This is a genomic window from Nostoc sp. JL23, from assembly GCF_017115065.1.
Taxonomy (GTDB): Bacteria; Cyanobacteriota; Cyanobacteriia; order Cyanobacteriales; family Nostocaceae; genus Nostoc; species Nostoc punctiforme_A.
In genome coordinates this window covers 1,845-27,235 of sequence record NZ_JABXKN010000097.1, presented here as the reverse complement: position 1 = coordinate 27,235, position 25,391 = coordinate 1,845, and the positions used below count along the sequence as shown (strand labels likewise).

Sequence of the window (25,391 nt, the reverse complement as noted above, 5' to 3'; positions counted from 1 at the left end):
GAAAACATATTTCTTGTTTTTCTTGGAATAATTTATTCTTTGGAAGTCCCTCAATAGCCAAGGTGTATTTGTTGGTACTCAATCCAGCGATGTTTCCAAATTTATTACAGCGACTTCTGGAGTCGGCTTGTCGGGAACTGTTGAGATTAATTCCCCTGACAATAGTTCCATCCAAAATAGCTTCACCAAATTATCTCTAGTGGCGTGGCACAGCTAAAATGATGCATTAGTTTTGGCATTATCTGTTCCTGTACTGTCCGCTTGAGCAGTATCAATATTTGTTACTTTACTCATCAAGTATATCGTTTGTCCTAATCGCCTTGGCGGTTGCTATACTTTCCAACTTTTGACGCTGCTCTGGATTTAGATACACTTTATTCCGGCGACCTCTCCCCATGAAATCCCCCTTTTTTCGAGCATTTCTATTGCACTATTTTAGCTGTGCCACGCCAGTAGTCATTGATGCTAATGCACTCATCGCCATAGTTACATTTCACGCGGCATCAAGTGACAAGAAAACTCTTTTACTATTACAGGTTCTGGTGCTTTGATTACTAATCGTCTTGATTTGGTGTTTTAGTTTCTAGCTACAGTGACGTGAGGGGTGTCAAAACTATATCCTGTCGTAGCGTCCGATTATCGAATCTACTGGTGTATATCGGCTGAATAATGGGCAGTTGCTATTAAGTCGAGAATGTTCTTAATTTTGGATAAAGTCGAGCTAAAATCATGACGGAAAGAAGCCCATAGCTCCTAAAATATGTGTCTCTATACAAGATGCATACATGGTTCATACAGATGATAAAATTTACAAATTTCAACAGTGCCGGTAAACTGACTGCTCTTTTGTTCCTGATAACTCTTTTCCTGACACCTTGTGTGATTGTAAATGCAGGAGAACGTGGTGTGTTAATGAAATTTGGTGAAGTACAAAACCAGATATTAGGAGAAGGACTTCACCTAATTATTCCTATAGTCAATACTGTGACCAAGTTAAGTATTAGAGTCCAAAAACAGGAAATCTCCACTGAGGCTTCTTCCAAAGATTTACAAAATGTTTTCGCTGATATAGCTCTCAATTGGCATATTATCCCGCAGGAAGCAAATGCCATTTTTCAAGAAATCGGAGATGAACAAAATGTAGTTATTCGGATTATTAACCCAGCTGTTGAAGAAGTGCTAAAAGCAGTAATAGCAAAGTATACTGCCGAAGAAATTATTACTAAACGAGGAGAAGTCAAAAGTGGAGTAGATGATGCATTGTCCACGCGACTGGGTAGCTATCACCTTGCAGTTAATGATATTTCTCTAGTTCATGTGCATTTTTCTGAAAGATTTGGTGAGGCAGTGGAGGCAAAGCAGATTGCTGAACAAGAAGCAAAACGAGCAGAGTTTATAGCACTGAAAGCAACAAAAGAGGCTGAAGCAAAAGTTAATTTAGCTAAAGGCGAAGCTGAGATGCACAGATTATTACGTGATGGTTTAACTCCAGAAATTCTGCAAAGGCAAGCAATAGAAAAATGGAATGGTAAGTTACCATTAATTGTAAGTAAGGAGGCTCCAAAATTGTTGAATTTAAGTGAATTTTTAAAATTTGATGAAAATTGATCTTCTTACTCCCTGATTGGCTCTCCACCAAGAGACTCAGAACCCCAATTTATGGAATAATTCAGGTTTTTTTTGTTCGTAGCTCTTCCAAACATTGCTATATCTACTACATATACATAGTATGGATGCACAGATGTGCACCCATGCTATCGATTCCTTTTTAGAAAGTGATAAACTAAATTAACTGTTGGAGAATAAAATAGGAGAATCAAGAATCTTCAACTGGATCAATAGGATAATCAACAGGGTATAAACTGTTGAAGAAATTAGACCTGTGAACAATTCTTTTTTGAGGTTATGCTCTTGAGGCCCTTTTTGAAAAATGTCCTTAGAACCGAATTGCATCAAGAGAATTCCCACAATGTTAGAGAGCCAGTATCCGATAATTGAACAAGGTAGAAGCAATTTTGGGGAAAGTAAACTACATGCATACCCAAAACCATAAGCTATTGGCAGATTGAATAGTAGGTCATTCCACCAACATAGTGGTGACAATAAATATCCGAGTATTAGAAAAAATCCACCTCTGAGTTTTTTGAAAATGTCTTTTTTGAATTCTACTGGAGTAGACTTTTGTAATTGCTCTAGTGCTGTGTCTGTTGTTCCATTCAACTCTTGACTAACGTTTTGGACGCTTTCCATAAAAACCCACTATTCCTATCGTCTTGATGTAGTTTAATATATAAACTAAATCAACGTCTAGTATAGGAGTGATGACATTTTGGTTTTTTGATGCTGAAAGTTTTACCACTGCATAGTCTCAGCAAAATCGTAAAGAGCAAAATTGAGTTTAAATCAACTGCCACTTCACGATATCTGAATTTCTGCCAGAGACACATCAGTTAGTTCGCTTCTTGCAGAATTTTGGTTTTTCCTTGAATATCTGAGTGAGATAGAAAAATTTATACACAATTGAGACAATTAACACCATTTATTTGCTCAATAAGTTTCGACATCAAAATTATATTTATTAATTATAGCAGACGATAAGTTCCAATACCAATACTGAATGGCCAGAGCCTTATTAGGTTGGGGTAAATGTTGAGTTGTAAAACTTTTATGTTTTTGCATCTAGCAGGGGCAGAAATTTGAACTAATAATAGCTACAATAAAAGTGCTGAGGTTGATTAATCGAAAAATGACAGATTTAACTCCAAATAGCACCTTTTTAATAGTAGGAATTGTTTTTATAACGATTGCTGTCATTGGGCAATCTAAGTTAGCTTTTATTGAAATAAATCCTGGTTGCTTTGGGAGAATATTGGCTTTAACTATTGGGATTTCAAGTCTATTTTATGCTTGGGGACTACTCAATTTTTCAACAGTAAACCTGGACTTATTAAGAACTTCTCTGGCAGAACAAATAAAACAGAGTATCAGTTCAATTAATGACATTTTACAAGGTTCGTAATAGGTCATAAAAATAATTTATGACTGTATGTTAATGCTCTTAGGTGAAGGGTAAAAGGTTTATTTTGCCCTTTAACCTTTGAAATATTAAAGTAAGAATTCCATACAGAAAATCTCGGTTGAGTAAATAGTAAAATAAAGAGGCGCAAAATTATAGTAGCTATTAGCAATAACAGTCCAAATTGAATAATGCCGCGATCGCACCTGATAAAACTGCTTTTACTACATCTACTGGTGAGTGAGGTTAAGCTGTATCTCATTTTTATTAAAAGTTACGGGCTAAACGCACCGCTACCGCTAACGGAACTCAGCACTCTTCATAGACTAGTAGAGTCTGTTTGGACAAAGTCTGCAACGCACCCTGCTAGTACCGCAAGGCGTAATTCGTAATTCGTAATTCGTAATGACGCTCGAAGACTCGCTAACGTAATTCGTAATTACCTGTTAGGGTTTCAGACATTTCAAATGGGTGGTTTATTTCCGCCGTGTTGTACTAGTATGTCAATGATATAATAGCCAACTAGCTATCTCCTTCCCTTTGCCAAAACTGCCGTAAAATCTCTCCTGGCTTTCTATCCCAGGTGTCGATATGCTCGTATATCAAATTATCTTGATTGAGTTTATACGTTGAATAGCCATTAAAAAGCAACCCTGCTTTCCAGGGAACGCGCAACACTCCCCGCACCGTCCACTTTGCTAAAATCGTGTGTTCGGCTGACTGATAAACTTCATGCACATCAAAGTAAATCTGAGTAAAAAATAGCCGAGCGTGAAATCGTAAAGTCCAAAATATAATTCGATAGTTAAATTTGTATTTGAATGTATTCACCGGGTCTTTAAAATAGATATTCTGTGTATAAATGTCATAAGAAATGTCTTTTTGAAAAAGTGTCGGTAAATCTTCTTTTAAAGTATTAATTACCTTTTCCACTGGCAATTTATATTCCACGCGCCTTTTCCCTTAAAAAATCTTTTTTAACAAATTTTCCACTCGTGACCAAATAGAAGATGTCATCTTGTGACTCACACCACCTGTACTCAAATCTGACAGAGTGGGAAATGATGCAGATTTAGCATAAGGCCCATTTCGCAAAATTTTAGCAAGGGTATTGTTATTCTCGCGCAAACCTTCGTAAAAAAAGAATACCTCTCCTTGAATGCCAAGTTGACGATTGTATTCAATTGCCTGCACTAGATATTCTGGACTAATACAGTAAGAGCCAAGCTTCATCAGTATTCCCGGTGCTAACTTGGGCAGTGTCGCATCTGTGAACTGCTGGTTTATCAGTTTATCAGCGATCGCAGCGTAACTCCTAAAGTCACGGCGATAAATCTGCGGCTGAATCATATCGACTATTCCCCGCTTCAGCCATGCGGGCGAGTCTTGCAGATATTCCTGGAATGCCCAATCATGGATATTGGGTGCGATCGCTACTAATAAATTAGGATTCACCGCTTTCACCTCCTGGTAGAGAAGCGCCAAAAACTCAGTCAGAATATCTGCACGCCACTGTAACCATTGTCTATCCTTGGGGTTCTGTGGCGGATTGCGATCGAATTCCTGGCGATAGCGGGTGATAGTTACCTCATCATACCCACCTTCACAGGGTAATGCCGGGAAGCGATCGTCTCCTTGAACACCATCCACATCATAATTCTTTACAACTTCCAACACCAAGCTCAACAAGAATTCTTGCACCTGTGCATCGAGGGCATTCAACCACTCAAAGCCGTTTTTCTTCAGTAAATTGCCGTTACAATCACGTGCAGCCCATTCCGGTTTTTTCTGTAAAAGTACACCACCATTCAAATTGTAGGAACTGGCAAAACCGTATTCAAACCAAGGAATGACTTTCAACCCAACTCGCCGCGCCTCAACTACCACCTCTTCTAAAGGGTCACGGCCCACAAACATAGGGTCAATTTCGACTCCAAAAGTCTGCTGCATTGTTTGACTAGGATATAAAGTTAGTGCCTTATTCCAAACAACTGGAAACACCACATTAAATCCCGTCTCGGCAAGCAAATCCATCGCCTCAGCAATGCGTTGCTTTGATCTGAGAACCTTACTATCAGTAGTGGTCAACCAGATACCACGAGTTTCTATTATTGCCATTTCTATAAATTGAAATTCTCGGCACTGCACCGTCTAAACATTGACTAACCGACGATACCGCGCCTGTATTATTGTGTAAATCCCATAGGCAACCAAACCTAGTGCTACAATACCCAAAAGCCATGCTCCGTTAGGCTGTTGCGCTAGCGTCTGTAATACTTCATCCAAACCTTCTGCGGTAGCGGCGTTCGATTGCCTTGCAGCTTCAATTAAAAACCAACCGATAATACAAAATACTATACCCCGTGCTGCTAAACCAAATCTGGAAATCCTCATTACCCATTGGGCTTGTGTGTTGCTTAATTCAGTTAAATTGAGTTCTTTACGAAATTTGCCACTAAAAGCTTGATAAAACTGATAAAAGCCTAGAGCAATTACAAACACCCCCACAGTTCCAACTAACCATTCACCAAAGGGTTGAGAAAGCAAACTTGCTGTCGAATCTTCAGTAGAATCACTACTATTTTTACCGCTGCCTGTACCCGTAACGATTTTCACAGCACTTAAGGCTAAACTTGCATAAATCAAGCCATTAACTGCGTAACCAATTCGCACTGCCAAACCTTTGGCATCATTACCTTTGTTTTCTGGATCTTTAATTGCCTGTACAAAACGCCAGATTACGTATCCAATCAAGCCAATTGCAACTAAAGCCAGCAAAAATTTACCAAATGGTTGGTTGACGATTGTTTGAAGAGCGCCTTGGGTATCAGTTGTTTTACCACCCCTACCAAAAGCCGCCTGTGCTGCTAGTAGTCCAACTATACCGTAAACTACTCCCTTGGAAACATAGCCAAATCGTCCCAGTCGCTCAACCCACAATGAAGCATGGTTTGTCAACTGTTGTGTCATGTTAATTGAGGATAGTTATTATATCTACCTTTTACCAAAATTTACCCACGATTTACATCTACCGTAAGGCAAATTGTCTAATATTTTGGCAAAAAATCACTATTGTAATACTGTCTTTTAATAGATGTGAGGCTGCTCGAAATAATATTAAATTTATTAAGTACAGTATTATTATTTAGTGTTATTTAATGCTGAATCTAGATTAATTATGTCTCTAATAGAAACTTCTTGGAAACACGAATATCTAACTACAAATGGGGTAAAACTACACTACGTTACCCAAGGTGAAGGCCCTTTAATGTTGATGTTGCATGGCTTTCCTGAGTTTTGGTACTCTTGGCGGCATCAAATACCAGAGTTTGCCCAAAACTTTAAAGTTGTCGCTCTTGACTTGCGTGGCTACAACGATAGTGATAAACCAAATGAGCAATCAGCTTATGTAATGAATGAGTTTATCAAAGATGTTGGGGGAGTAATTAGAGTATTAGGATACCAAAAATGTATATTAGTTGGACATGATTGGGGAGGTGCGATCGCGTGGAATTTCGCATACACTCACCCCGAAATGTTAGAACAATTAATTATTCTTAACCTGCCTCATCCTGCCAAATTTGCCCAAGGGTTACGCACTCCCCAACAGTTGCTACGTAGCAACTACATATTCCTCTTTCAACTACCGTGGATACCAGAATTACTTTTACAATCTTCAGACTACCAAGCTATTGAAACAACTTTTAAAAGTATGGCAGTTAACAAGAGTGCTTTCAGCAAAGCGGATATTGATGCTTATAAAAATGCTGCTGCAAAACGCGGTGCCCTCACAGCAATGTTGAACTACTACCGCAATATTTTTCAACAGAGAATGGTAAATCCAAATTGGGGCGTTCTGGAAGTACCAACACTGATGATTTGGGGAGAAAATGACCCTGCACTTGGCAAGGAACTAACCTACAACACCGCAGCTTATGTCAGGGATTTTCAAATCAAGTACATTCCTAATTGTGGCCATTGGGTGCAGCAAGAACAGCCGAAATTAGTTAATCAATATATGCGAGAATTTCTGAGGACTTAAGCTAAACCATCAATTAATAAGTATAAATACTTCTCTAACTAGCTATAGCAAGTAGCACCAGTTTTTGCTTTTAAAAAGATTTAATAGTGATTTAATACTGACATTTTTTCAGGAATTTTTGGTAAAAACTGCCATAAATCCAAAATTAATGGCATTTTTGACATCAGTTTTATCTGTGTTTCAGATCACAACTAACTTGTCAGGAGATAGATTGTCACAAGAGAGATTGACCTCACGAAGTTTAGTGAGATAATAGAGTTGTGAGGGACAGAACGGACGCAACTTGATTATTAAGGGGGAAAATTTATGAAACTCCAGCTATTAGTGGCCATTGCCTTAGCAACTCCCCTATTTTTCGCTAGCTCGGTTAAAGCCGAGAATCCACAGGATTTACAAAAGCTACTTTCAACTGGGGAATGTGTTAAGTGCGATCTATCAGGAGCTAACCTCAGTGGCGCTCATTTAATTGGTGCTGACTTGAGAGGCTCGAAGCTCCAAGGAGCTAATCTTGTAGGAGCTAACCTCGAAGGTGCGGACTTAACTGGTGCAAACTTGGCAGGTGCTAACCTAACATCCGCTTATGTAAGTAATGTGAATTTGAAGCAAGTTAATCTCAACGGAGTAAATTTTACTCGTGCTACGATTCACGATTCTAATGTGTATCAAGCATCAATGAACGATCTAAATCTTAATGGTGCGGAAATATTTAACACTGGAATCGGGATTGGTGGAGAAGACGCTGAAATTCCCGATTGGAAATAGGCCCAACTGATTACACAGGTTAAAATCAATACAACATAGGTTTTGGCAGGTTTTAAATCAAATAAACTAGTTTTTTGCCAGAATTATCCTGAAAACCTGCCTCTACAAAAATATTAAGAAAAATGAAACCCCTCTGCGTTGTAATCACTTTACTATGACAAAAGCAGAGGGGGTTTCTTATGGCAATACTGTTCTGTAGAGACTTGCACTGCAACGTCTCTACATTAGTTGTGAAAATATAGTGGTTCTCAGTATCTTTGTCACGATTTTTATACAAGGTATTGTTACCTCTCCAAAGCTTACAAAATATCACTAAAGACTTATGCAACAACAGCGAAGACCAAGTAAGAAGAGTTTGCGATCGCTTGATTACTTGAATGTGTTTCTCGCGGATGTGCGCGATGGTGTTGGGCCATATTTGAGCATTTACCTGAAAGCTTCAGCAAATTGGAACCCTGTTCAGATTGGAATGGCAATGTCAGTTTCGACAATTGCCACAGTTATTGCCCAAACACCAGCTGGTGCATTGGTTGACAGGCTAAATCAGAAACGGATGTTGATTGTACTGGCTGCTGTGTTTGTTTCTATCGGCTGTATCGCTATGGGCTTGTTCCCCACCCTGCCTGTTGTCATCGGCTCTCAGATTATGATTGGGATTGCAGCAGCAATTTTCCCACCTGCTATTACTGCTATTACTTTGGGACTTGTAGGACATGAGAGATTAGATAGGCGGGTAGGTCGTAATGAAACATTTAACCATACAGGCAATCTGCTAGCTGCCACTCTCGCTGGTTTAGCAGGTTACTTTATTGCACGTAAGGCAATATTTTTCCTAGTTGCAGCTATGGCTGTAGGCAGTATTATTTCAGTAAGGATGATTCGTGAAAGAGAAATTGACCACGAACTAGCGCGTGGAGATGGAGAAGAAAGCGATGAGGAAGACCAAGAAAAACATCAACACCGCTACGAAGGCATATTGGAATTATTAAGCGATCGCAAAATCTTATTCTTTACTATTGCAGTAGTTCTGTTTCACTTTGCCAATGCTGCTATGTTACCGCTAGTTGGTCAAGAATTGGCACAGGGTAAAGGGGCAAGTGACACAGTTTATATGTCTGCTTGTATCATTGTGGCTCAGTTAGTGATGATTCCAGTATCTAACTTGGCTGGACGTTTCGCACATACAGCCCGAAAACCCATATTTTTGCTTGGCTTTGCCGTCTTACCGATTCGAGGAGTGCTGTATACGCTTTCGGACAATCCCTATTTTCTCGTTTCTGTGCAAATTCTGGATGGTATTGCAGGTGGGATTTTTGGTGTGCTTTCGGTGTTGATGGTAGCTGATTTGACTAAAGGCACGGGACGCTTTAATGTTACCCAAGGGATGCTCAACACTGCTATTGGTGTCGGTGCGGGTTTGAGCAACGTGTTGGCTGGATTTGTGGTTAAAAATGCTGGTTACAATGTTGGTTTTTTGATTTTAGCAGCGATCGCAGTTGTGGCTTTAGCAGTTTTTTGGTTCTGTGTACCTGAAACAAAAACAGGAGTTAATAGAAAGGCATCACGTCAAAAGCATCTAGCAAAATCATGATTGTTTTCAGATACATCATCATTGGGCTGACTTATATAGGTTTGGGTTTAGGATATCTCCCTGGTTTGCGGATGAACCGAGCCAGTATTGCTTTAGTGGGTGCAGCTTTGTTGATGGCATTCGGGGTATTAGACCTCAAAGAAGCATGGCAAGCGATAGACTATAAAACGCTGGTTTTCCTGTTTGGCATGATGGTAATCAGCACAAACTTAGCTTACGCTGGTTTTTTCCAACTAACCCTTGATACAGTTACACACTTTACCCGTAGCCCTTTGGGTTTGCTAATTGTTTTAACTTTCGGCAGTGGAATTCTCTCCGCTTTTTTTCTCAACGATACCATTGCTCTAATTTTGACTCCTTTGGTTCTCGGTTTAACCCAAACTTTGAACCTCAATCCTATTCCTTACTTACTTGCTTTGGCGGGAGCAACTAATCTGGGTTCAGTAGCTACATTAAGTGGCAATCCGCAAAATATTTTGATTGGTTCGTTCTCTGGTATCAGCTATCTTGATTTTGCAAAAGCATTGACTCCCATCGCATTAGTAAGTTTGTTGATCCAAATTGCGTTATTGTGGTGGCTTTATCCTGATGTCCGTTCTACTAAGTCTTGTCCGAGTGTAACCCCCGTGCGTTACCGCATATTTAAACCGTTACTTACTAAAAGCCTATTGATAACAGGAGGACTATTAATTGCATTCTTAATTGGAATACCCCCAGCCCAAGCAACATTCATAGCTGCCAGTTTACTTTTCATTACTAGACGAATCAAACCGCAACGAGTTTTAAATAAAGTAGATTGGGATTTATTGGTGATGTTTTCTGGACTATTTGTTGTGACTGCTGGAGTAGAAAAATTAGGAATATTGAATTTATTTAGCGGTTTAGTTTATAATCCCCTGAGCATATTAGGAATTACTGCTCTGCTTTCAAATTTAGTTTCTAATGTTCCCGCAGTATTATTACTACAACATTTACTTCCCCATCCAGATACAAAAACCTGGTTACTATTAGCAGCAGGATCTACCTTAGCAGGTAATCTAACTTTGTTAGGTTCAGTTGCTAATTTAATTGTTGCTGAGGCTGTCGCAAAACTTGGTTATCAGTTGTCATTCTGGGAGCATTTACGTTTTGGTTTACCATTGACTGTCCTGACTCTCATCCTGACTTATTTTTGGATTTAGTCATTGGTCAATTGGTCATTGGTCATTGGTCATTTGTCATTTGTCATTTGTCATTTGTCAAGAAGTCTACGGTACGCTGAACTAACATGGGTAGAGTATTCTGAATTCTGAATTCTGTTTTCTTTTTCGATATTCAGGTGGTTACTAAAAAATAAGGGTATTGGTTGTCAAGTTGCCAATACCCTCTACGTAGATAAACTAAGTTATTACAGTAGCGTATAAGTCTAAGTCAGTGCCTGAGCAACTACTGCCGAAAGTGACTCATTCGCTGCTTGCTTCAACAATTCGGCTTTATCGGTCTGTTCCCAAGGCAAGTCTAAATCAGCCCGCCCAAAATGACCGTAAGCCGCGACGTCCTGATAAAAACGTCCGCCTCGTTCACTTGGTAAGTTGCGTAAATTGAAGGTATGGATAATCCCTGCTGGACGGAGTTCAAAGTGTTTGTTGATTAATTCCAGTAAGGTATCTTCATCCACTTTGCCAGTGCCAAAAGTATCCACTAAGATACTTGTTGGTCGTGCTACACCGATAGCATAAGATAGTTGGATTTCAACTTTTTCTGCCAACCCAGCGGCGACAATATTTTTCGCGACATAGCGAGCCGCATAAGCAGCAGAACGGTCTACCTTCGTGGGGTCTTTGCCAGAAAAAGCGCCACCACCATGTCGTGAATAGCCACCGTAGGTATCAACGATTATTTTTCGTCCTGTCAGACCAGAGTCTCCTTGAGGACCACCAACGACAAATTTGCCAGTGGGGTTGACTAAAAAACGTGTTTCTTCATTAGGTTTAACGTCAATGTCGCCAAAAACAGGTTCGACCACTGCTGACCAGAGGTCTTGTTTAATTTTGGCTTGTACCGCCGCCTCATCCGTAATTTCCCCAATACTGGCTGTATGCTGGGTGGAAATTAGAATCGTATCAATACCTACGGGGCGTCCATCTTCGTAGACTACAGTTACTTGGGTTTTACCGTCAGGACGCAGGTATGACAATTCACCTGTTTTACGGACTGCTGCCAATCGGCGAGCAATGCGGTGGGCGAGACTGATGGGTAAAGGCATCAGTTCGGGTGTTTCGTTGCTGGCAAAGCCAAACATTATACCTTGATCACCCGCGCCAATTTTGTCAAATTGTTCATCACTATCTTGTTCGCGGGTTTCTTGGGCGGTGTTAACGCCTTGGGCAATATCGGGTGATTGTTCGTCTAAAGCCAGCAGAACACTGGTGCTGTTAGCAGAAAAGCCATTGTCAGCATTGGTATAACCAATTTCGGCAATTTTTTTCCGGGCGAGATTGACGAAATTTACATTAGCTTTGGTGGTTATTTCACCAGTGATTAGCACCAAACCAGTATTAACTACGACTTCAGCGGCGACACGACTGCTAGGGTCTTGTGTCAATAGGGCATCCAGAATAGTATCAGAAATCTGATCGCAGATTTTATCTGGATGACCTTCTGTGACTGACTCAGAGGTAAATAAATATCGACGAGACAAAGGAAATTCCTCCATCGAGAGTTTTTTCGTTGACTAAATGTGGGCATTTAGTTCAACTACTAATTTATGAAATCATAACAATATTTATACTTGAGTCGTTAGTATCTTCTTGATATTGATAAAAACCATTAACTATAAGGTAAATATCCGTAAGCAAGATAAATGTATGCTAATTATTTTTTATTTAAAATGTATTTAATAACACAAAAAAAAAGGGGTACCCGGAAGCGCCCCCATAAGCTTTGACACAAACACTGCTGCTTTAAACCTGAATCGCTAACTTTGCTTCCGTAGCTGTCAACCGCTCATAAGCAGCACGCATCTTCAAACCTGTAAGCACTTGGAAGAAACCAGTTCCATTATTGGAACCTGGATACTCGCGGTGCTGGAGTAACAAGTGAGTCAATTCACCCTGATATTTTGTGGATGTATTGCTGAGATGGGTTTCGATGTAAATGACTTCTTCCAAGTTGTCAAATTGACCATCCACCTCTAGTACTGAGACATAGCGTCCGTAGTAAACATCTGAACCGTAGTACAGTTGCATACCAGGATAAGAACAGGTCAGCTTGCGTCCACAGGGAGTCCAATTGATTGTTGACCCTTCGTCAAATAGGTAGGTTGGATCAAAGCCTTCCTTACCTTCCCGTTGGAGCATACGTACCCGTAAGACTCTACGTTCGGTGTCGTTTTTGATCAAGTTTGTGGGCAAAACCTGGAGAACCACATCGGCAAATTCTCTTTGCGGTTCGATAAACTTTTCAAAGTCAGGTTTGCGGGAATTGATTTGCGCTAACACATCTTCGTAGCGATGACCGCGTTCAGCCATATCTCGCTGGATTTTCCAGGCAATTTTGACCTCATCGCTAATGTCAAAATAAACACTGAAGTCGATTAGCGATCGCACCCGCTCATCATATAAAGGATGTAGCCCTTCAACAACTATAATGTGATTCGGCTCTATCCGCTCTGGCGGATCGATCAAGCCGGTTTCGTGGTTGTAAATCGGCTTATCAATCGCTTGACCACTTTTGAGCGCTTTAATTTGCTCATACATCAGGTCAAAATTGTTCGCCCTGGGGTCTAGTGCCGTTATCCCCGTTTCTTTGCGCTGTTTGCGATCCAAGGAGTGATAGTCATCCAAGCAGATGACTGTCATTAAATCTTCACCAAACAAATCTATCAAACGACGCAAAAACGTAGATTTACCGCAACCAGAGTCTCCGGCTACTCCAATCAGTACCACGCGTTCCGGCTTACTTGTCATAAATCTCCTCTAAAATACTAAAGTTGTGTCAATAATTTTTCACACAGCAGATTCTGAAGCCAGGAGTTTACCCCTTTGGTTTATCCTGCGTTCTTGCTACCTAGCACATCTATAAGACACCAAGCGGGTAGGCAACAAAGTAATCAGGAGGCAGGAGGCAGGAGGTAGAAAGCAGGAGTAACCCACGTTTAAAAGCGTGGGACTGAAGCTGTAGATGCCTTGAATCTCGCGGCACTTTTGGCTCAATACAATTCTTATTTTTAAACTGGGCTTTTGACCTAGAAATAAAAAAAAATTCATTCATACTTCTTCCCTCCTGCCTTGTCTACAACACGCTGCGCGATCTGCCCTTTGCCTCCTGTCTACTCTTTTAAGTTGCTACTCGTCGGACTAGCCTGAATGTTGGTGCCGGTAAGTATTTAATCCTAGTGATATATTTGATTTTAACAGAAGGAGGTATCCCATACAAGATTGCTGTCAAGAAGAATTAGCGTGGTTCCTCAATCATTTTTTTGTTAATTTACTTGTTAAGTTAAAAATGGGGATCAGCACTGCCCATCAGCGTTACAACTTTATCTGTCTGCTAGTTGTGATTCTATAGAATCAAGACTATAAGGTATAATTTATTATTGCCGCAATATTGCCGCAAATTTTCTAATGTTCCTAAATTGTCATTCCTGCTCGACAATACTTAATATATTCAAAGCAAAAATCTATCCAACGAATGAGGAAACAACTTGCATTACTCAAATTCTTGGCTGTAAATTTATGGATATGCTCATATAGAAGCGTTGACGTTATGGCAAAGTACTGATAGAAGGTTGACAGATTTTTCACATCAAGTGAAACTAATTAGAGTTGCTTAAATTACGATTCTCTATTTCGTGATGTTTGTAGCTGGAGTTGTCCTAGTTATGTAATTTTGCATTGACAGGTAATGAAGATAGCTAACAAGATTCCAAAAGAGTAGTAGATTTGGAGAAGTAAAACCAATCAGACAAAACCTTCCTCTCGTGGCATTCTCCGATTTAAACCCCTGGAGTAAGCAAGCACAAGGGCAGCTTTTAGAGGTAAACTGAGCGGTAGCTTCCACCGATCAAAGCAGCCCTTCAAAAATATCTGCTATTGTGAGTTGCTCATTGGTAATAAGGTAAAAAGCTATCTCCCTAATGGGGGTGGTAGTTAACGAAAAAAAGATTAAATTGATTCATTATTAACATTCTCCACAAGACTTATCCTTTACCTTAGAAGGTGAACAGGTGTGTTTTTTGCTATGCCTGCATGTCTTTGGTGAGTGTACTTAGCAAGGCATTAATTTAATGATGCCGTTTTTCCTTCAGGGCCAGTTTTGTGAAACGAAAATCCGGTAAACTAAAGCTGGCATGGGATGGGAATAGTTTTTTTTGAAAAACGGTTAAGTAAATTATCGGAGTGGTAGAACGAATGTACAATCAAGGTGCTGTTGAGGGTGCTGCCAACACAGAATTAGGTAGCCGCATCTTCCTTTATGAAGTAGTGGGTTTGCGTCAGAGTGAAGAAACCGATCAAACTAACTACCCAATTCGGAAAAGTGGCAGTGTGTTCATCAGAGTGCCTTACAACCGCATGAATCAAGAAATGCGACGTATCACTCGTCTAGGCGGCACAATTGTTAGCATCCAGCCTGTAACTGCGCTAGAGCCAGTTAATGGTAAAGCCTCATTTGGGAGTGCTACAAGCGTTGTCAGCGAGTTAGCTACATCTGGGGAAACTGCTAACAGTGAAGGGAATGGTAAAGCCACACCTGTAAATACTCATAGTGAAACCAAAGGTTTTACTAAACCACCAGCAGCTGAAGAACAGCTCAAGAACAAGGACAAGAAAGGCAACACCATGACTCAAGCGAAAGCCAAAAAAGACCACGGTGACGTTCCTGTTAACACTTACCGTCCCAATGCTCCGTTTATTGGCAAGGTAATATCTAACGAACCGCTAGTCAAAGAAGGTGGTATTGGTATTGTTCAACACCTTAAATTTGACCTTTCCGCCGGGGATTTGAAGTATATAGAAGGTCAAAGTATTGGGATTATTCCACCAGGATTAGACAAAAACGGTAAGCCAGAAAAACTTAGACTCTATTCCATCGCCTCAACTCGACATGGCGATGATGTAGATGATAAGACAGTATCACTGTGCGTCCGCCAATTAGAATATAAGCACCCAGAAACTGGCGAAACAGTCTACGGTGTTTGCTCTACACACCTGTGTTTCCTAGAACCAGGAGCAGATGTAAAAATTACAGGGCCTGTGGGTAAGGAAATGTTGTTACCCGATGACCCTGATGCTAATGTCATCATGATGGCAACCGGAACAGGTATTGCCCCCATGCGAGCTTATCTGTGGCGTCAGTTTAAAGATGCGGAAAGAGCAGCTAACCCAGAATACCAATTTAAAGGATTCTCTTGGCTAATATTTGGTGTGCCGACAACTCCAAACCTTTTATATAAGGAAGAACTGGAAGAAATTGAACAAAAATATCCTGATAACTTCCGCCTGACTGCTGCCATTAGTCGGGAACAAAAAAATCCTCAAGGCGGTAGAATGTACATCCAAGACCGCGTAGCAGAACATGCTGATGAACTGTGGCAGTTGATTAAAAATGAAAAAACCCACACTTACATCTGCGGTTTGCGAGGTATGGAAGAAGGTATTGATGCAGCCTTAACTACTGCTGCTGCTAAGGAAGGTGTAACCTGGAGTGATTACCAGAAGCAACTCAAGAAAGCTCATCGCTGGCACGTAGAAACTTATTAATTTGGTCATTAGTCATTAGTCATTAGTCATTAGTTTTAAACAAAGAACGAAGGGCAAAGGACAAATGACAAAGGAAGCAGGATAATCAGTAGGTAGGGCAAACGCTCTACCTACAATTGTTATTGGTGAAATTGGGTGCAAAATGGGTGTGAAACTAGGAATACTGGGATTAGGCACCGTGGGAACGGGAACAGTGCAGTTGTTGCAAGATAGCGCTGGACGTCACCCATTGTTGCAAGAGATAGAAATTTATCGGGTGGGAGTGCGATCGCTAGATAAACCCCGTGCAGTAGAATTGTCTACGGAAGTCTTAACTACAGATTTAGAATCAATTGTCAACGATCCGGCGGTAGATATAGTTGTCGAGGTAATGGGTGGACTGGAGCCGGCACGATCGCTAATTCTCAAAGCTTTAAGTAATGGTAAGCATGTAGTCACAGCCAATAAAGCAGCGATCGCCCGCTTTGGAGCGGAAATTTTCACTACTGCCAATCAAGCAGGCGTATACGTCATGCTAGAAGCCGCCGTGGGTGGTGGTATTCCAGTAATTCAACCCCTAAAGCAATCTTTAAGTGTTAACCGAATTCATACTGTAACGGGTATTGTTAACGGTACAACAAACTACATCCTGACGCGGATGCAGACAGAAGGCAGCAACTTCAATGATGTCTTAGCTGATGCCCAACGTTTGGGTTATGCTGAGGCTGACCCGACAGCTGATGTGGATGGCTTAGACGCAGCTGATAAAATTGCCATCCTCGCATCATTAGGTTTTGGGGGACGCATCAACCTACAAGATGTTTATACTGAGGGGATTCGGCAAGTCAGTAAGACAGATATTGCCTACGCCGAAAAATTGGAATTTGTGATTAAATTGTTAGCGATCGCTAAACGTGATACTCCTTCATCCCCGCTTTCCGTCAGAGTTCATCCTACTTTAGTGCCTCAAGCCCACCCTTTGGCTAGCATCAACGGCGTTTACAATGCCATTCTTGTCGAAGGAGAACCTATAGGGCAAGTAATGTTTTTTGGCCCCGGTGCTGGTGCTGGTGCAACCGCCAGTGCTGTCACGTCAGATATTTTGAATTTAGTTGCTGTCCTCAAAACTAATACAGCAGTTACAAATCCATTATTAGCTTGTGGGCATCAGGAATACTGCCAAATTGCGCCGATGGCCGAATTGATAACTCGGTTTTACGCCCGTTTTCTCACCAATGACCAACCTGGAGTTATCGGGAAATTGGGTACTTGCTTTGGTAACTATGGCGTTAGCTTAGAGTCAATTGTCCAAACAGGCTTTCAAGGGGAACTAGCAGAGATTGTAGTTGTTACCCATGATGTGCTAGAAGGCAATTTTAGGCAAGCTTTGGCAGAAATTCGGGATTTGTCAGCAATCGAAAGCATTCCCAGCTTACTGCGTGTACTTTGAGATTAGTCGGGAGTGAAGCTCGTCAACTTGCTTTGCTCCAATTTTTAATTACCTCAAAGGATTCTTAGCTGCGAGTAAAACTTGGTTAAGTACGCAAGCTAAACTAAAAAATAAACTTCACCCCCAGCGCGAGGCTAGACCTATGACCTCTGCAACCGATCCATCCACCGCCCTCACTCCTTTCCCCGATCATACGCAGCTACCAGAGTCAGACGGTACTTTCGTGAAAAATTGGCAAGAGCATCCCCAAAGCATCTTACTCACTGACTCAATTACACCTATCCTCAAACAATTACATCCTGAAGGTGAATATTGTATAGGTCAGGACTTAGGTATTTACTGGCGCTTGACAGATCCGCCAGAACGAGGTGCAGAAGCACCAGATTGGTTTTATGTAGGAAATGTACCGCCCTTGCTCGATGGACAAACGCGGAGGTCTTATGTACTGTGGCGAGAATTTATTGCCCCCTTAATTGCCTTAGAATTTGTTTCTGGGGATGGTAGTGAAGAACGAGATAAAACCCCTTGGCAGGGCAAATTTTGGATTTATGAGCAAGTAATTCATCCGGCTTTTTATGGCATTTATGAAGTGAATAAAGCCAGTGTAGAAGTTTATAAATTAATTGGTGGACAATATCAGTTGTTAGCAGCAAATGAACGCGGACATTATCCGATAACGCGCTTGGGAGTTGAGTTAGGTATTTGGCAAGGAGAATATCAAAACGCTCAATTGCCCTGGTTACGTTGGTGGGATTTGCAGGGTAATTTGTTGTTGACTGGTGATGAAAGAGCCAAACAAGAATCCCAACGGGCTGAACAGGAAAGACAAAGAGCCGATCGCTTGACTGCTCAATTGCGATCGCTCGGCGTTGAACCGGAAGCCTATTAAGGGAGTTGTTAAACGTGAATTTTTCTCCTAAAGCAATTCGATTTATTATTGAGGCGCTGGAATCTCGAATTGAAGCTTATCAAAAGCAATTAGAGACAGAAAATTTGAATGATGATGAGGTTTCAGATGTCACCAATGACATGATGTTTTTGGAATCTTTGTCGCAAGAATTAAAGAAGGAACTCTCAACAATTGCGCCATCCGTTTTTTAACTTAATTAATGGGCGAAATTGCGATCGCTTGGCGTTTAACCAGAATCCTAATCTGCAAGCGAGATAAAGGCGCACCGAGCTTCGCAAAAATTATGTACATTAACTAATTATTTGTCAATTTAACAAAATATTGTCAAAATATTCTAAATACCTAAAACCCTGACATAGCAAGGATTATATCAGGTTTTTTCCTATTTAAGACAGTTATACCAATCTAAGCCGATATTCACTAATTAGATGTCAAATACCAGATATTTCACAATTTAATTGTCACTTCCAAAAACCTGGAAAAATCATGAGTTTTCATAAATTAACAAATTATTTGTCATTTTAATAGTATAATACAACTATGTTTTGATAAAACACTGTATGCAAAATGCAGAATTTTCTACAACCTCTACAACTTGGGCAAGCTCCGCAGATGTTAACAACGATCTTGCTGAACAAAACGTTATTGTTTCTAAACTTTCAGATGAAGCTTTGCTGAAAATGGAGGTGATTCAAAGTCTTTTAGAAAATAGCGATCGCACTACATATACTCAAAAGCTCAAGGAAGCGGCAGAAAAGCTTGGTAAATCAGTACGTACAGTGCGACGGCTGGTAGATAAATGGGAACAGGAAGGTTTGGCTGGACTGGCGCAAAATCAACGGATGGATAAAGGGAAGCATCGAGTTGATGAAGACTGGCAAGAGTTTGTATTGAAAACTTATAAGGAGGGTAATAAGGGAAGTAAAAGGATGACTCGCCAGCAGGTATTTATTAGAGTGAAGGCGAGAGCAGACGAACTGGGAGTTAAGCATCCTTCCCACATGACGGTTTACCGAATTTTGCAGCCGTTAATAGATAAAATTGAGCAAGCTAAAAGTATTCGCAGTCCGGGTTGGCGTGGTTCGCGCTTATCAGTGAAAACCCGTGATGGAAAAGACTTGCAAATAGAACATAGTAACCAAGTTTGGCAGTGCGACCACACTCTTGTTGATGTTTTATTAGTAGACCAGCATGGCAAAATTCTAAGTCGTCCTTGGTTAACAACGGTTATTGATAGCTATTCGCGCTGCATTATGGGGATTAACTTAGGCTACGATGCACCAAGTTCGACTGTTGTAGCTTTGGCGTTACGTCATGCAATTTTGCCCAAGCAATATGGTTCAGAATATGGACTTCATGAAGAATGGGGTACTTCTGGTTTACCGCAACACTTTTATACAGATGCGGGTATAGATTTTCGTTCCAACCATTTACAGCAAATAGGAGTGCAGTTAGGGTTTGTTTGTCATTTGCGCGATCGCCCATCTGAAGGTGGTAGTGTTGAGCGCCCGTTTAAAACTCTAAACACAGAATTATTCTCAACTTTAGAAGGATATACAGGTTCAAACGTTCAAGAGCGACCAGAGGAAGCGGAGAAAAAAGCTTGCTTAACATTGCGGCAGTTAGAGCAAATGTTGGTGCGTTACATCGTTGATAACTATAACCAGCGACTTGATGCTCGAATGGGCGATCAGACAAGATTTCAACGCTGGGAATCTGGTTTAATTGCAGCACCCGATTTACTTTCCGAGAGGGATTTGGATATTTGCTTAATGAAGCAAACACGGCGACAAATTCAACGTGGGGGATATCTGCAATTTGAAAACTTGATGTATCGAGGTGAACTCTTAGCGGGTTATGCGGGGGAAAGTGTTGTATTGCGATATGACCCCAGAGACATCACAACGATTTTGGTTTATCGCATAGAAGGGGATAAAGAAGTATTTATTGCTCGTGCTTATGCTCAAGATTTAGAGACAGAAGAACTATCTTTAGATGAAGCAAAAGCTATCAGTCGTAAGGTCAGAGAAGCGGGTAAAGCTGTGAGCAATCGCTCAATTTTGGCTGAAGTTAGGGAACGCGAAATATTCCCAACTCAAAAGAAAACTAAAAAAGAGCGTCAGAAAGTAGAACAGGCTGAGGTCAAAAAATCTAAACAACTTATACCTGTTGAGCCACAGGAATCAATAGAGATGGTATCTATTGATAGCGAACCTGAGCCAGAGATGCCGGAAGTTTTTGATTACGAACAAATGCGTGAAGATTACGGATTTTAGAAAATGACTTCTAAAGAAGCTCAAGCAGTCGCCCAACAATTGGGTGATATTCCCGTTAATAGTGAAAAATTACAGACGGAGATTCAACGATTAAATCGTAAAGGTTTTGTCCCACTTGAACAAGTGCAAATTCTCCATGATTGGTTGGAAGGAAAGCGCCAATCAAGACAATCTGGGCGTGTGGTAGGTGAGTCGAGAACGGGTAAAACAATGGGTTGTGATGCCCTATAGGCTTAGGAATAAACCCTCTCAAGTTGCAGGAAAACCCCCAACTGTACCTGTGGCTTATATCCAAATTCCCCAAGAGTGCGGTGCTAAGGAATTCTTTGGGGTAATTATGGAGCATTTGAAATATCAAGTAACTAAAGGAACAGTGGCAGAAATCCGAGATAGAACACTGCGAGTTCTCAAAGGTTGCGGGGTGGAGATGTTGATTATTGATGAAGCTGATCGCTTTAAGCCGAAAACTTTTGCGGAAGTGCGTGATATTTTTGACAGGTTGGAAATAGCAGTGATTTTGGTAGGAACAGATCGCTTAGATGCAGTGATTAAGCGGGATGAGCAGGTTTACAACCGTTTTCGGTCTTGTCACCGTTTTGGAAAGATGTCAGGGGAAGATTTTAAGCGAACGGTGGATATTTGGGAGAAACAAATACTGAGATTGCCAGTTGCTTCCAACCTTTCGAGTAAGACGATGTTGAAGACGTTAGGGGAAGCAACTGGAGGTTATATCGGTTTGATGGATATGATTCTGCGAGAAACTGCAATCCGGGCTTTAAAAAAGGGACTGCAAAAAATTGACTTGGAAACTTTGAAGGAAGTAGCTGCTGAGTACAAGTGATGGAAGCGGAAAATATTAAGCCTTGGCTGTTTAGAGTTCAACCATATCAAGGAGAAAGCCTAAGTCATTTTTTGGGACGCTTTCGACAGGCAAATGATTTAACCCCTACTGGGTTAGGTAAGGCAGCAGGACTTGGGGGTGCGATCGCACGATGGGAAAAGTTTCGGTTTAATCCCCCTCTTTCTCAGCAGCAGTTGGAAGCATTGGCTGTTGTAGTGGGGGTTGATGTCGATAGGTTAGTGCAGACGTTACCACCTGCTGGGGTGGGAATGAAAATGGAGCCGATTCGGTTATGTGCTGCTTGTTATATCAAGTCACCATGTCACAAGATTGAATGGCAGTTGAAGGTAATGCAGGGGTGCGATCGCCACAAGTTAAGCTTGCTTTCAGAATGTCCCAACTGTGGGGCAAGATTTAAGTTTCCAGCGTTATGGGTGGATGGTTGGTGTCAAAGGTGTTTTATGACGTTTGCTGATATGGCAACACACCAGAAGTATTATTAAATACTAGTATTTTAATTTCTAGAATGTCCTAACTAGAGAGTGCTTCTGTCTAACTGCACCACTTCCAGATTAAATATAATTGTAAAAGTCGCACTTGGTATAAGTCGGCGCAGTGCTTGTGAATGGGCTTCTGCATCGCTTCGACGACGAAAACGAGCAACAATTTGGTGTTGCATACTGGGGAAATGACGGACGATACACCAAGGATGAAGTTTGTCAATGTAGCTCACAAAACCTCCTGACAATACTTGTGATTTAGCCGATTACTTGAGTGGTTAAAGCTTACTTACTCACAAAATTTTCTAGACAAAAGCCACTCTCACAGTAGAGTGGCTGGTAAAAAAATGTCAGAATGATATTGAAATTTGTTGACTTTTAATCCCTATTTACTCTGGTTAGTTAAACAGAGCTTGTTTAAAAGTCCTTCAGGAATCTCCTCAAAGCCTTCTAGCAGCAAATCCATCAGGGCAAGATGGCGTAAATCACTGGGCATGGGACTGCGGTAATTGCGACCCTTGGAAAACCAACGCCGGACAGTTGAAAGTGAACGAGAGCAAATCCGAGCGATCGCCTCATGATTAACGTCCCATTTGGTATAAAATTGATTGGGTGTCATCCCTAGTTGACAATGGCTGTAAAAGTCAATCAGGTTTTGCTCGCGTTCTTGTAGAGGGCGGGGATTAGTCATATACTGGCTCTCCTTCCAGTGGTTCTAAATCCTCCTCCCAAGCGATATCGGCAGATGTCCAAGCTGCACTGAGGCTGTCTTTGCTTAACCAAATTAGGTAGCACCAACTCCAGCAGCAAAGATGTGGGGCAAAGCTATAAAATCTGCCAATCACTATTCCCCAGTCGGTGTCAGAACTAAGCCAGCGTAATCTATCGCCGTACAAAAAGCGGGGTGTTTTGGCTGTATCAGGAAAATCGTCGGGTAAATCAACAGAAAGTTTCTGGTTAGTCAACTCTGGAAATAAATCTTGGCGATTTTTAGCAATTGCACTCAAATAATTAGCTATTAGTTCAGCATTGATGCTCTGGGTTAGGTGAGAAATCAACACCGCCGCTAAAGTTTCTTGTTCTTGCTGCTCACCATAATCGCTGAGTTTTGCCAATAGTTGAGTTATTCCGAAGTCATCTAAAGCTTGTAGATAACTTCTGTGTTCATCTGTTTTGTAGCAAACAGGCTTTAACATGGAATATGTCTCCTGTATAGAGGGGGCCAAAAGTCAGCGTCTTCCCTGCAAAAGTTGAGCGCTGGCTTTTGACTTATCAGTAATTATACATAATTTTAATGTTGTTTTATTTTTATTTATGTGTTTTTAGTGATTTAATATAGAAACACATAAATAAGTTGATGATAGTCACATGGGGAAAGTTGTAGTAAGTATTTACATGGAAGAAGAAGACAAGGAAGCTCTGCAACAACTGGCGGATGCAGAGGAGCGTTCTTTGTCGCAAATGGCAGTGTTAATTCTGAAACGAGCCGTTAAACAAGCGCAGGCGGAAGGGATAATTTCGCCTACTCAGGAGAAGGGTAAATGAGGCGTAGATGCTTGCCCTTAGATATCACCTGTAAACCAATTAGGTTTTGAGAAAAAATATCAGGAGATTACATCAATAGAAAATAATGGTTAAATAAAAATCTTTACCAAATAAGTAGTTTCGGTATCTGAAAATAAGTTCAGGCTACATCATTAAACGGAAGTTGAGGAATTTGATTGTAAACTTCTGCATTTTCTTCAAGAGCTTGACGTAAATCGTATTGCGTTTGTAAATTCAACCAAAACTGAGCGCTGTTCCCAAAATAGCGCGATAGACGCAAGGCTGTATCTGCTGTAATACTACGCTTTCCTTGTAAAATTTCGCTAATTCGTGTTTGACTTACACCTATATCTTTGCTTAATCGATAAGGTGTGATATTCAACGGTTCCAAGAATTCTAGTTGCAGGATTTCGCCAGGATGGATGTTTGGCAGACGGTTGTTATTCATAATGATTTTTATACTTAGTGGTAATCGACTATTTCAACTTCCGAAGCATTGTTTTCATTTGTCCAAACAAAGCAGATTCGCCATTGATCGTTAATACGAATACTGTACTGCCCAATTCTATCGCCAACTAGCTTTTCTAAGCGATTTCCAGGTGGAACACGCAAGTCATTAATTGATGTTGCTGCATCAAGGATAAGCAGTTTTCGTAAAGCAGTTTTCTGGATATTGGGCGGGTATTGAGGAGATATGAAGCCTTCAAAGATTAGCTTTGTCTCTTCAGATTTGAAACTGACAATCACAATACTATCGTTTCGCATTACTATCGTTAAACGTTAGTATATATTGTCAAGTGATCGATTTTTACTTTCCCCTTCAACCTGTAAACTTGTATTTGCTTGGGCAAAGGCTGTGCAAGTTCCTCTGAATTTTAGAGCAAGTCAATTTTTTTATGGAGTTTGACGTTTGTTTTTATCCCTCGCACCCAGATTTTAATGACGTAGTTTAGCAAGAAATACCGAATTAGAAACTGATTTAATAAATTTCCGAAAATTCTGCTCGAAGTCTTGTGTTTATTTCATAGAATTTGCGGATATATCAAATTATTAAGTTGACATAATGCTTCTAAGTAGTGTTGATCGCTTGAGAGTCATGCTTGTAACTCTATTGTTGTCGTTTGCTGTCACGGGAGAACTCAAAGCTGTTGCAGGTGTTGTAAACCTAACTTTGGCACAAGCACAAACTGGTGAAAATCAGAAAGATGAGGCAGATAGACTACTAACAGAGGGTAAACAAAAACTAAACCAAAACCAATTTCAAGCAGCACTAGAGGAATTTGAGAAAGCTTTGGCTTTATACCAGCAAGCTAAAGACCGCAAGGGTGAAGGTGATACACTCTACAGCATTGGTGATGTTTACTACTATCAAGATAAATTTTCCCAAGCAATAGAATTTTATCAGCAAGCTTTAGTAATTCGCAGGCAACTAAGAGATCGCACTCAAGAAGCCACAACACTCAATGATATCGGCTTATCTTACAGGAAATTAAGCCAGTACCCCAAAGCCTTGGAGTACTATCAGCAAGCTTTAGCGATTAGTAAACAAATCGGCGATCGCTCAGGGGAAAGCGCTTCTCTCAACAACATTGGTGTAATTTACAACTATTTCGGACAGTACCCCAAAGCCTTGGAGTACTATCAGCAAGCTTTAGCCATTCTTCAACAAATCGGCGATCTCTCAGGTGTTGGCACAACGCTCAACAACATTGGCTTTATTTACTCCAGTCTGGGACAGT

Annotated in this window: 28 protein-coding genes; 17 read left to right on the top strand and 11 right to left on the bottom strand. The window is 40.8% G+C overall.

Going from position 1 to position 25,391, the window contains the following annotated elements; genetic code table 11:
* On the top strand, positions 1–200 hold a 200-nt coding region (locus tag HWQ42_RS19680; protein WP_292815242.1), incomplete at its 5' end, for a hypothetical protein.
* 598 nt (positions 201–798) lie between these two features.
* Positions 799–1,608, top strand: coding sequence for a prohibitin family protein (locus HWQ42_RS19675; protein ID WP_292815239.1), 810 nt, complete (start codon positions 799–801; stop codon positions 1,606–1,608).
* Positions 1,609–1,788: 180 nt separating this feature from the next.
* Here the strand turns inward: HWQ42_RS19675 and HWQ42_RS19670 are convergent, their stop codons facing one another.
* A complete protein-coding gene (locus HWQ42_RS19670; RefSeq protein WP_292815237.1) occupies positions 1,789–2,250 on the bottom strand; it encodes a hypothetical protein in 462 nt (153 codons plus the stop codon).
* 496 nt (positions 2,251–2,746) lie between these two features.
* On the opposite strand from HWQ42_RS19670, the gene HWQ42_RS19665 reads away from it, so the two are divergent.
* On the top strand, positions 2,747–3,019 hold the full coding sequence (locus HWQ42_RS19665; protein WP_292815234.1) for a hypothetical protein: 273 nt from the start codon (positions 2,747–2,749) through the stop codon (positions 3,017–3,019).
* A gap of 519 nt (positions 3,020–3,538) precedes the next feature.
* Here HWQ42_RS19665 and HWQ42_RS19660 read toward each other — a convergent pair.
* The 3 genes from HWQ42_RS19660 to HWQ42_RS19650 are packed head-to-tail and all read right to left on the bottom strand — an operon-like array spanning position 3,539 to position 5,986.
* Positions 3,539–3,967 carry a DUF2358 domain-containing protein gene (locus HWQ42_RS19660; protein WP_292815232.1) on the bottom strand — a complete coding sequence of 143 codons (429 nt, stop codon included), beginning with the start codon at positions 3,965–3,967 and terminating at the stop codon, positions 3,539–3,541.
* Between the two features lie 12 nt (positions 3,968–3,979).
* The gene (locus HWQ42_RS19655; protein WP_292815229.1) at positions 3,980–5,134 is read right to left on the bottom strand and encodes a family 10 glycosylhydrolase; all 1,155 of its coding nucleotides are present in this window, start codon (positions 5,132–5,134) and stop codon (positions 3,980–3,982) included.
* Between the two features lie 33 nt (positions 5,135–5,167).
* Positions 5,168–5,986, bottom strand: a complete 819-nt coding sequence (locus HWQ42_RS19650; protein ID WP_292815226.1) for a DUF1206 domain-containing protein — start codon at positions 5,984–5,986, stop codon at positions 5,168–5,170.
* A gap of 208 nt (positions 5,987–6,194) precedes the next feature.
* Between HWQ42_RS19650 and HWQ42_RS19645 the strand changes: the two genes are divergently transcribed.
* From HWQ42_RS19645 to HWQ42_RS19630, 4 genes are all read left to right on the top strand, one after another.
* On the top strand, positions 6,195–7,058 hold the full coding sequence (locus HWQ42_RS19645; protein WP_292815224.1) for an alpha/beta hydrolase: 864 nt from the start codon (positions 6,195–6,197) through the stop codon (positions 7,056–7,058).
* A gap of 306 nt (positions 7,059–7,364) precedes the next feature.
* The gene (locus HWQ42_RS19640) at positions 7,365–7,820 is read left to right on the top strand and encodes a pentapeptide repeat-containing protein (RefSeq protein WP_292815221.1); all 456 of its coding nucleotides are present in this window, start codon (positions 7,365–7,367) and stop codon (positions 7,818–7,820) included.
* Between the two features lie 322 nt (positions 7,821–8,142).
* Positions 8,143–9,411 carry an MFS transporter gene (locus HWQ42_RS19635; protein WP_292815218.1) on the top strand — a complete coding sequence of 423 codons (1,269 nt, stop codon included), beginning with the start codon at positions 8,143–8,145 and terminating at the stop codon, positions 9,409–9,411.
* Positions 9,408–10,592, top strand: coding sequence for an anion transporter (locus tag HWQ42_RS19630; protein ID WP_292734929.1), 1,185 nt, complete (start codon positions 9,408–9,410; stop codon positions 10,590–10,592). The genes HWQ42_RS19635 and HWQ42_RS19630 overlap by 4 nt, the downstream gene beginning before the upstream one ends.
* A 224-nt stretch (positions 10,593–10,816) precedes the next feature.
* Here the strand turns inward: HWQ42_RS19630 and metK are convergent, their stop codons facing one another.
* Both metK and HWQ42_RS19620 read right to left on the bottom strand, forming a co-directional pair.
* Positions 10,817–12,091, bottom strand: a complete 1,275-nt coding sequence (metK, locus tag HWQ42_RS19625) for a methionine adenosyltransferase (protein ID WP_292734931.1) — start codon at positions 12,089–12,091, stop codon at positions 10,817–10,819.
* A 262-nt stretch (positions 12,092–12,353) separates the two neighbouring features.
* Positions 12,354–13,358 carry a phosphoribulokinase gene (locus HWQ42_RS19620; RefSeq protein ID WP_292734934.1) on the bottom strand — a complete coding sequence of 335 codons (1,005 nt, stop codon included), beginning with the start codon at positions 13,356–13,358 and terminating at the stop codon, positions 12,354–12,356.
* A 1,443-nt stretch (positions 13,359–14,801) separates the two neighbouring features.
* Between HWQ42_RS19620 and petH the strand changes: the two genes are divergently transcribed.
* The 8 genes from petH to HWQ42_RS19580 all read left to right on the top strand — a co-directional run bounded on the left by petH (position 14,802) and on the right by HWQ42_RS19580 (position 22,110).
* The gene (petH, locus tag HWQ42_RS19615; protein WP_292734939.1) at positions 14,802–16,151 is read left to right on the top strand and encodes a ferredoxin--NADP reductase; all 1,350 of its coding nucleotides are present in this window, start codon (positions 14,802–14,804) and stop codon (positions 16,149–16,151) included.
* A gap of 142 nt (positions 16,152–16,293) precedes the next feature.
* Positions 16,294–17,580: a homoserine dehydrogenase gene (locus HWQ42_RS19610; RefSeq protein WP_292815215.1), complete on the top strand. Its 1,287-nt coding sequence runs from the start codon at positions 16,294–16,296 to the stop codon at positions 17,578–17,580.
* 142 nt (positions 17,581–17,722) lie between these two features.
* On the top strand, positions 17,723–18,469 hold the full coding sequence (locus tag HWQ42_RS19605; RefSeq protein ID WP_292815212.1) for a Uma2 family endonuclease: 747 nt from the start codon (positions 17,723–17,725) through the stop codon (positions 18,467–18,469).
* Positions 18,470–18,483: 14 nt separating this feature from the next.
* Positions 18,484–18,681 carry a hypothetical protein gene (locus HWQ42_RS19600; RefSeq protein ID WP_292815209.1) on the top strand — a complete coding sequence of 66 codons (198 nt, stop codon included), beginning with the start codon at positions 18,484–18,486 and terminating at the stop codon, positions 18,679–18,681.
* A 369-nt stretch (positions 18,682–19,050) separates the two neighbouring features.
* The gene (locus HWQ42_RS19595; protein ID WP_292815206.1) at positions 19,051–20,766 is read left to right on the top strand and encodes a Mu transposase C-terminal domain-containing protein; all 1,716 of its coding nucleotides are present in this window, start codon (positions 19,051–19,053) and stop codon (positions 20,764–20,766) included.
* A 3-nt stretch (positions 20,767–20,769) separates the two neighbouring features.
* Complete coding sequence (locus HWQ42_RS19590; RefSeq protein ID WP_292815203.1) at positions 20,770–20,997, top strand: hypothetical protein; 228 nt, start codon at positions 20,770–20,772, stop codon at positions 20,995–20,997.
* Positions 20,987–21,607 carry a TniB family NTP-binding protein gene (locus tag HWQ42_RS19585; protein WP_292815200.1) on the top strand — a complete coding sequence of 207 codons (621 nt, stop codon included), beginning with the start codon at positions 20,987–20,989 and terminating at the stop codon, positions 21,605–21,607. Before HWQ42_RS19590 ends, HWQ42_RS19585 begins: the two co-directional genes overlap by 11 nt.
* Positions 21,607–22,110 (top strand): TniQ family protein, encoded by a 504-nt coding sequence (locus HWQ42_RS19580; RefSeq protein ID WP_292815197.1) that lies wholly within the window; start codon positions 21,607–21,609, stop codon positions 22,108–22,110. The genes HWQ42_RS19585 and HWQ42_RS19580 overlap by 1 nt, the downstream gene beginning before the upstream one ends.
* Positions 22,111–22,142: 32 nt before the next feature.
* Here HWQ42_RS19580 and HWQ42_RS19575 read toward each other — a convergent pair whose 3' ends face one another.
* From HWQ42_RS19575 to HWQ42_RS19565, 3 genes are all read right to left on the bottom strand, one after another.
* The gene (locus HWQ42_RS19575; RefSeq protein ID WP_292815195.1) at positions 22,143–22,340 is read right to left on the bottom strand and encodes a hypothetical protein; all 198 of its coding nucleotides are present in this window, start codon (positions 22,338–22,340) and stop codon (positions 22,143–22,145) included.
* Positions 22,341–22,492: 152 nt separating this feature from the next.
* Positions 22,493–22,798, bottom strand: coding sequence for a helix-turn-helix domain-containing protein (locus HWQ42_RS19570; protein ID WP_292815194.1), 306 nt, complete (start codon positions 22,796–22,798; stop codon positions 22,493–22,495).
* Positions 22,791–23,303 (bottom strand): hypothetical protein, encoded by a 513-nt coding sequence (locus HWQ42_RS19565; protein ID WP_292815191.1) that lies wholly within the window; start codon positions 23,301–23,303, stop codon positions 22,791–22,793. Before HWQ42_RS19565 ends, HWQ42_RS19570 begins: the two co-directional genes overlap by 8 nt.
* Before the next feature lie 172 nt (positions 23,304–23,475).
* Between HWQ42_RS19565 and HWQ42_RS19560 the strand changes: the two genes are divergently transcribed.
* On the top strand, positions 23,476–23,652 hold the full coding sequence (locus HWQ42_RS19560; RefSeq protein ID WP_196517138.1) for a ribbon-helix-helix protein, CopG family: 177 nt from the start codon (positions 23,476–23,478) through the stop codon (positions 23,650–23,652).
* Between the two features lie 139 nt (positions 23,653–23,791).
* On the opposite strand, the gene HWQ42_RS19555 is transcribed toward HWQ42_RS19560, so the two are convergent.
* Together HWQ42_RS19555 and HWQ42_RS19550 are read right to left on the bottom strand one after the other, a co-directional pair.
* Complete coding sequence (locus tag HWQ42_RS19555) at positions 23,792–24,100, bottom strand: HigA family addiction module antitoxin (protein ID WP_292815177.1); 309 nt, start codon at positions 24,098–24,100, stop codon at positions 23,792–23,794.
* A gap of 14 nt (positions 24,101–24,114) precedes the next feature.
* On the bottom strand, positions 24,115–24,399 hold the full coding sequence (locus HWQ42_RS19550; RefSeq protein WP_367119065.1) for a type II toxin-antitoxin system RelE/ParE family toxin: 285 nt from the start codon (positions 24,397–24,399) through the stop codon (positions 24,115–24,117).
* A 316-nt stretch (positions 24,400–24,715) separates the two neighbouring features.
* Between HWQ42_RS19550 and HWQ42_RS19545 the strand changes: the two genes are divergently transcribed.
* A partial coding sequence (locus HWQ42_RS19545; protein WP_292815174.1) for a tetratricopeptide repeat protein occupies positions 24,716–25,391 on the top strand: 676 nt, incomplete at its 3' end.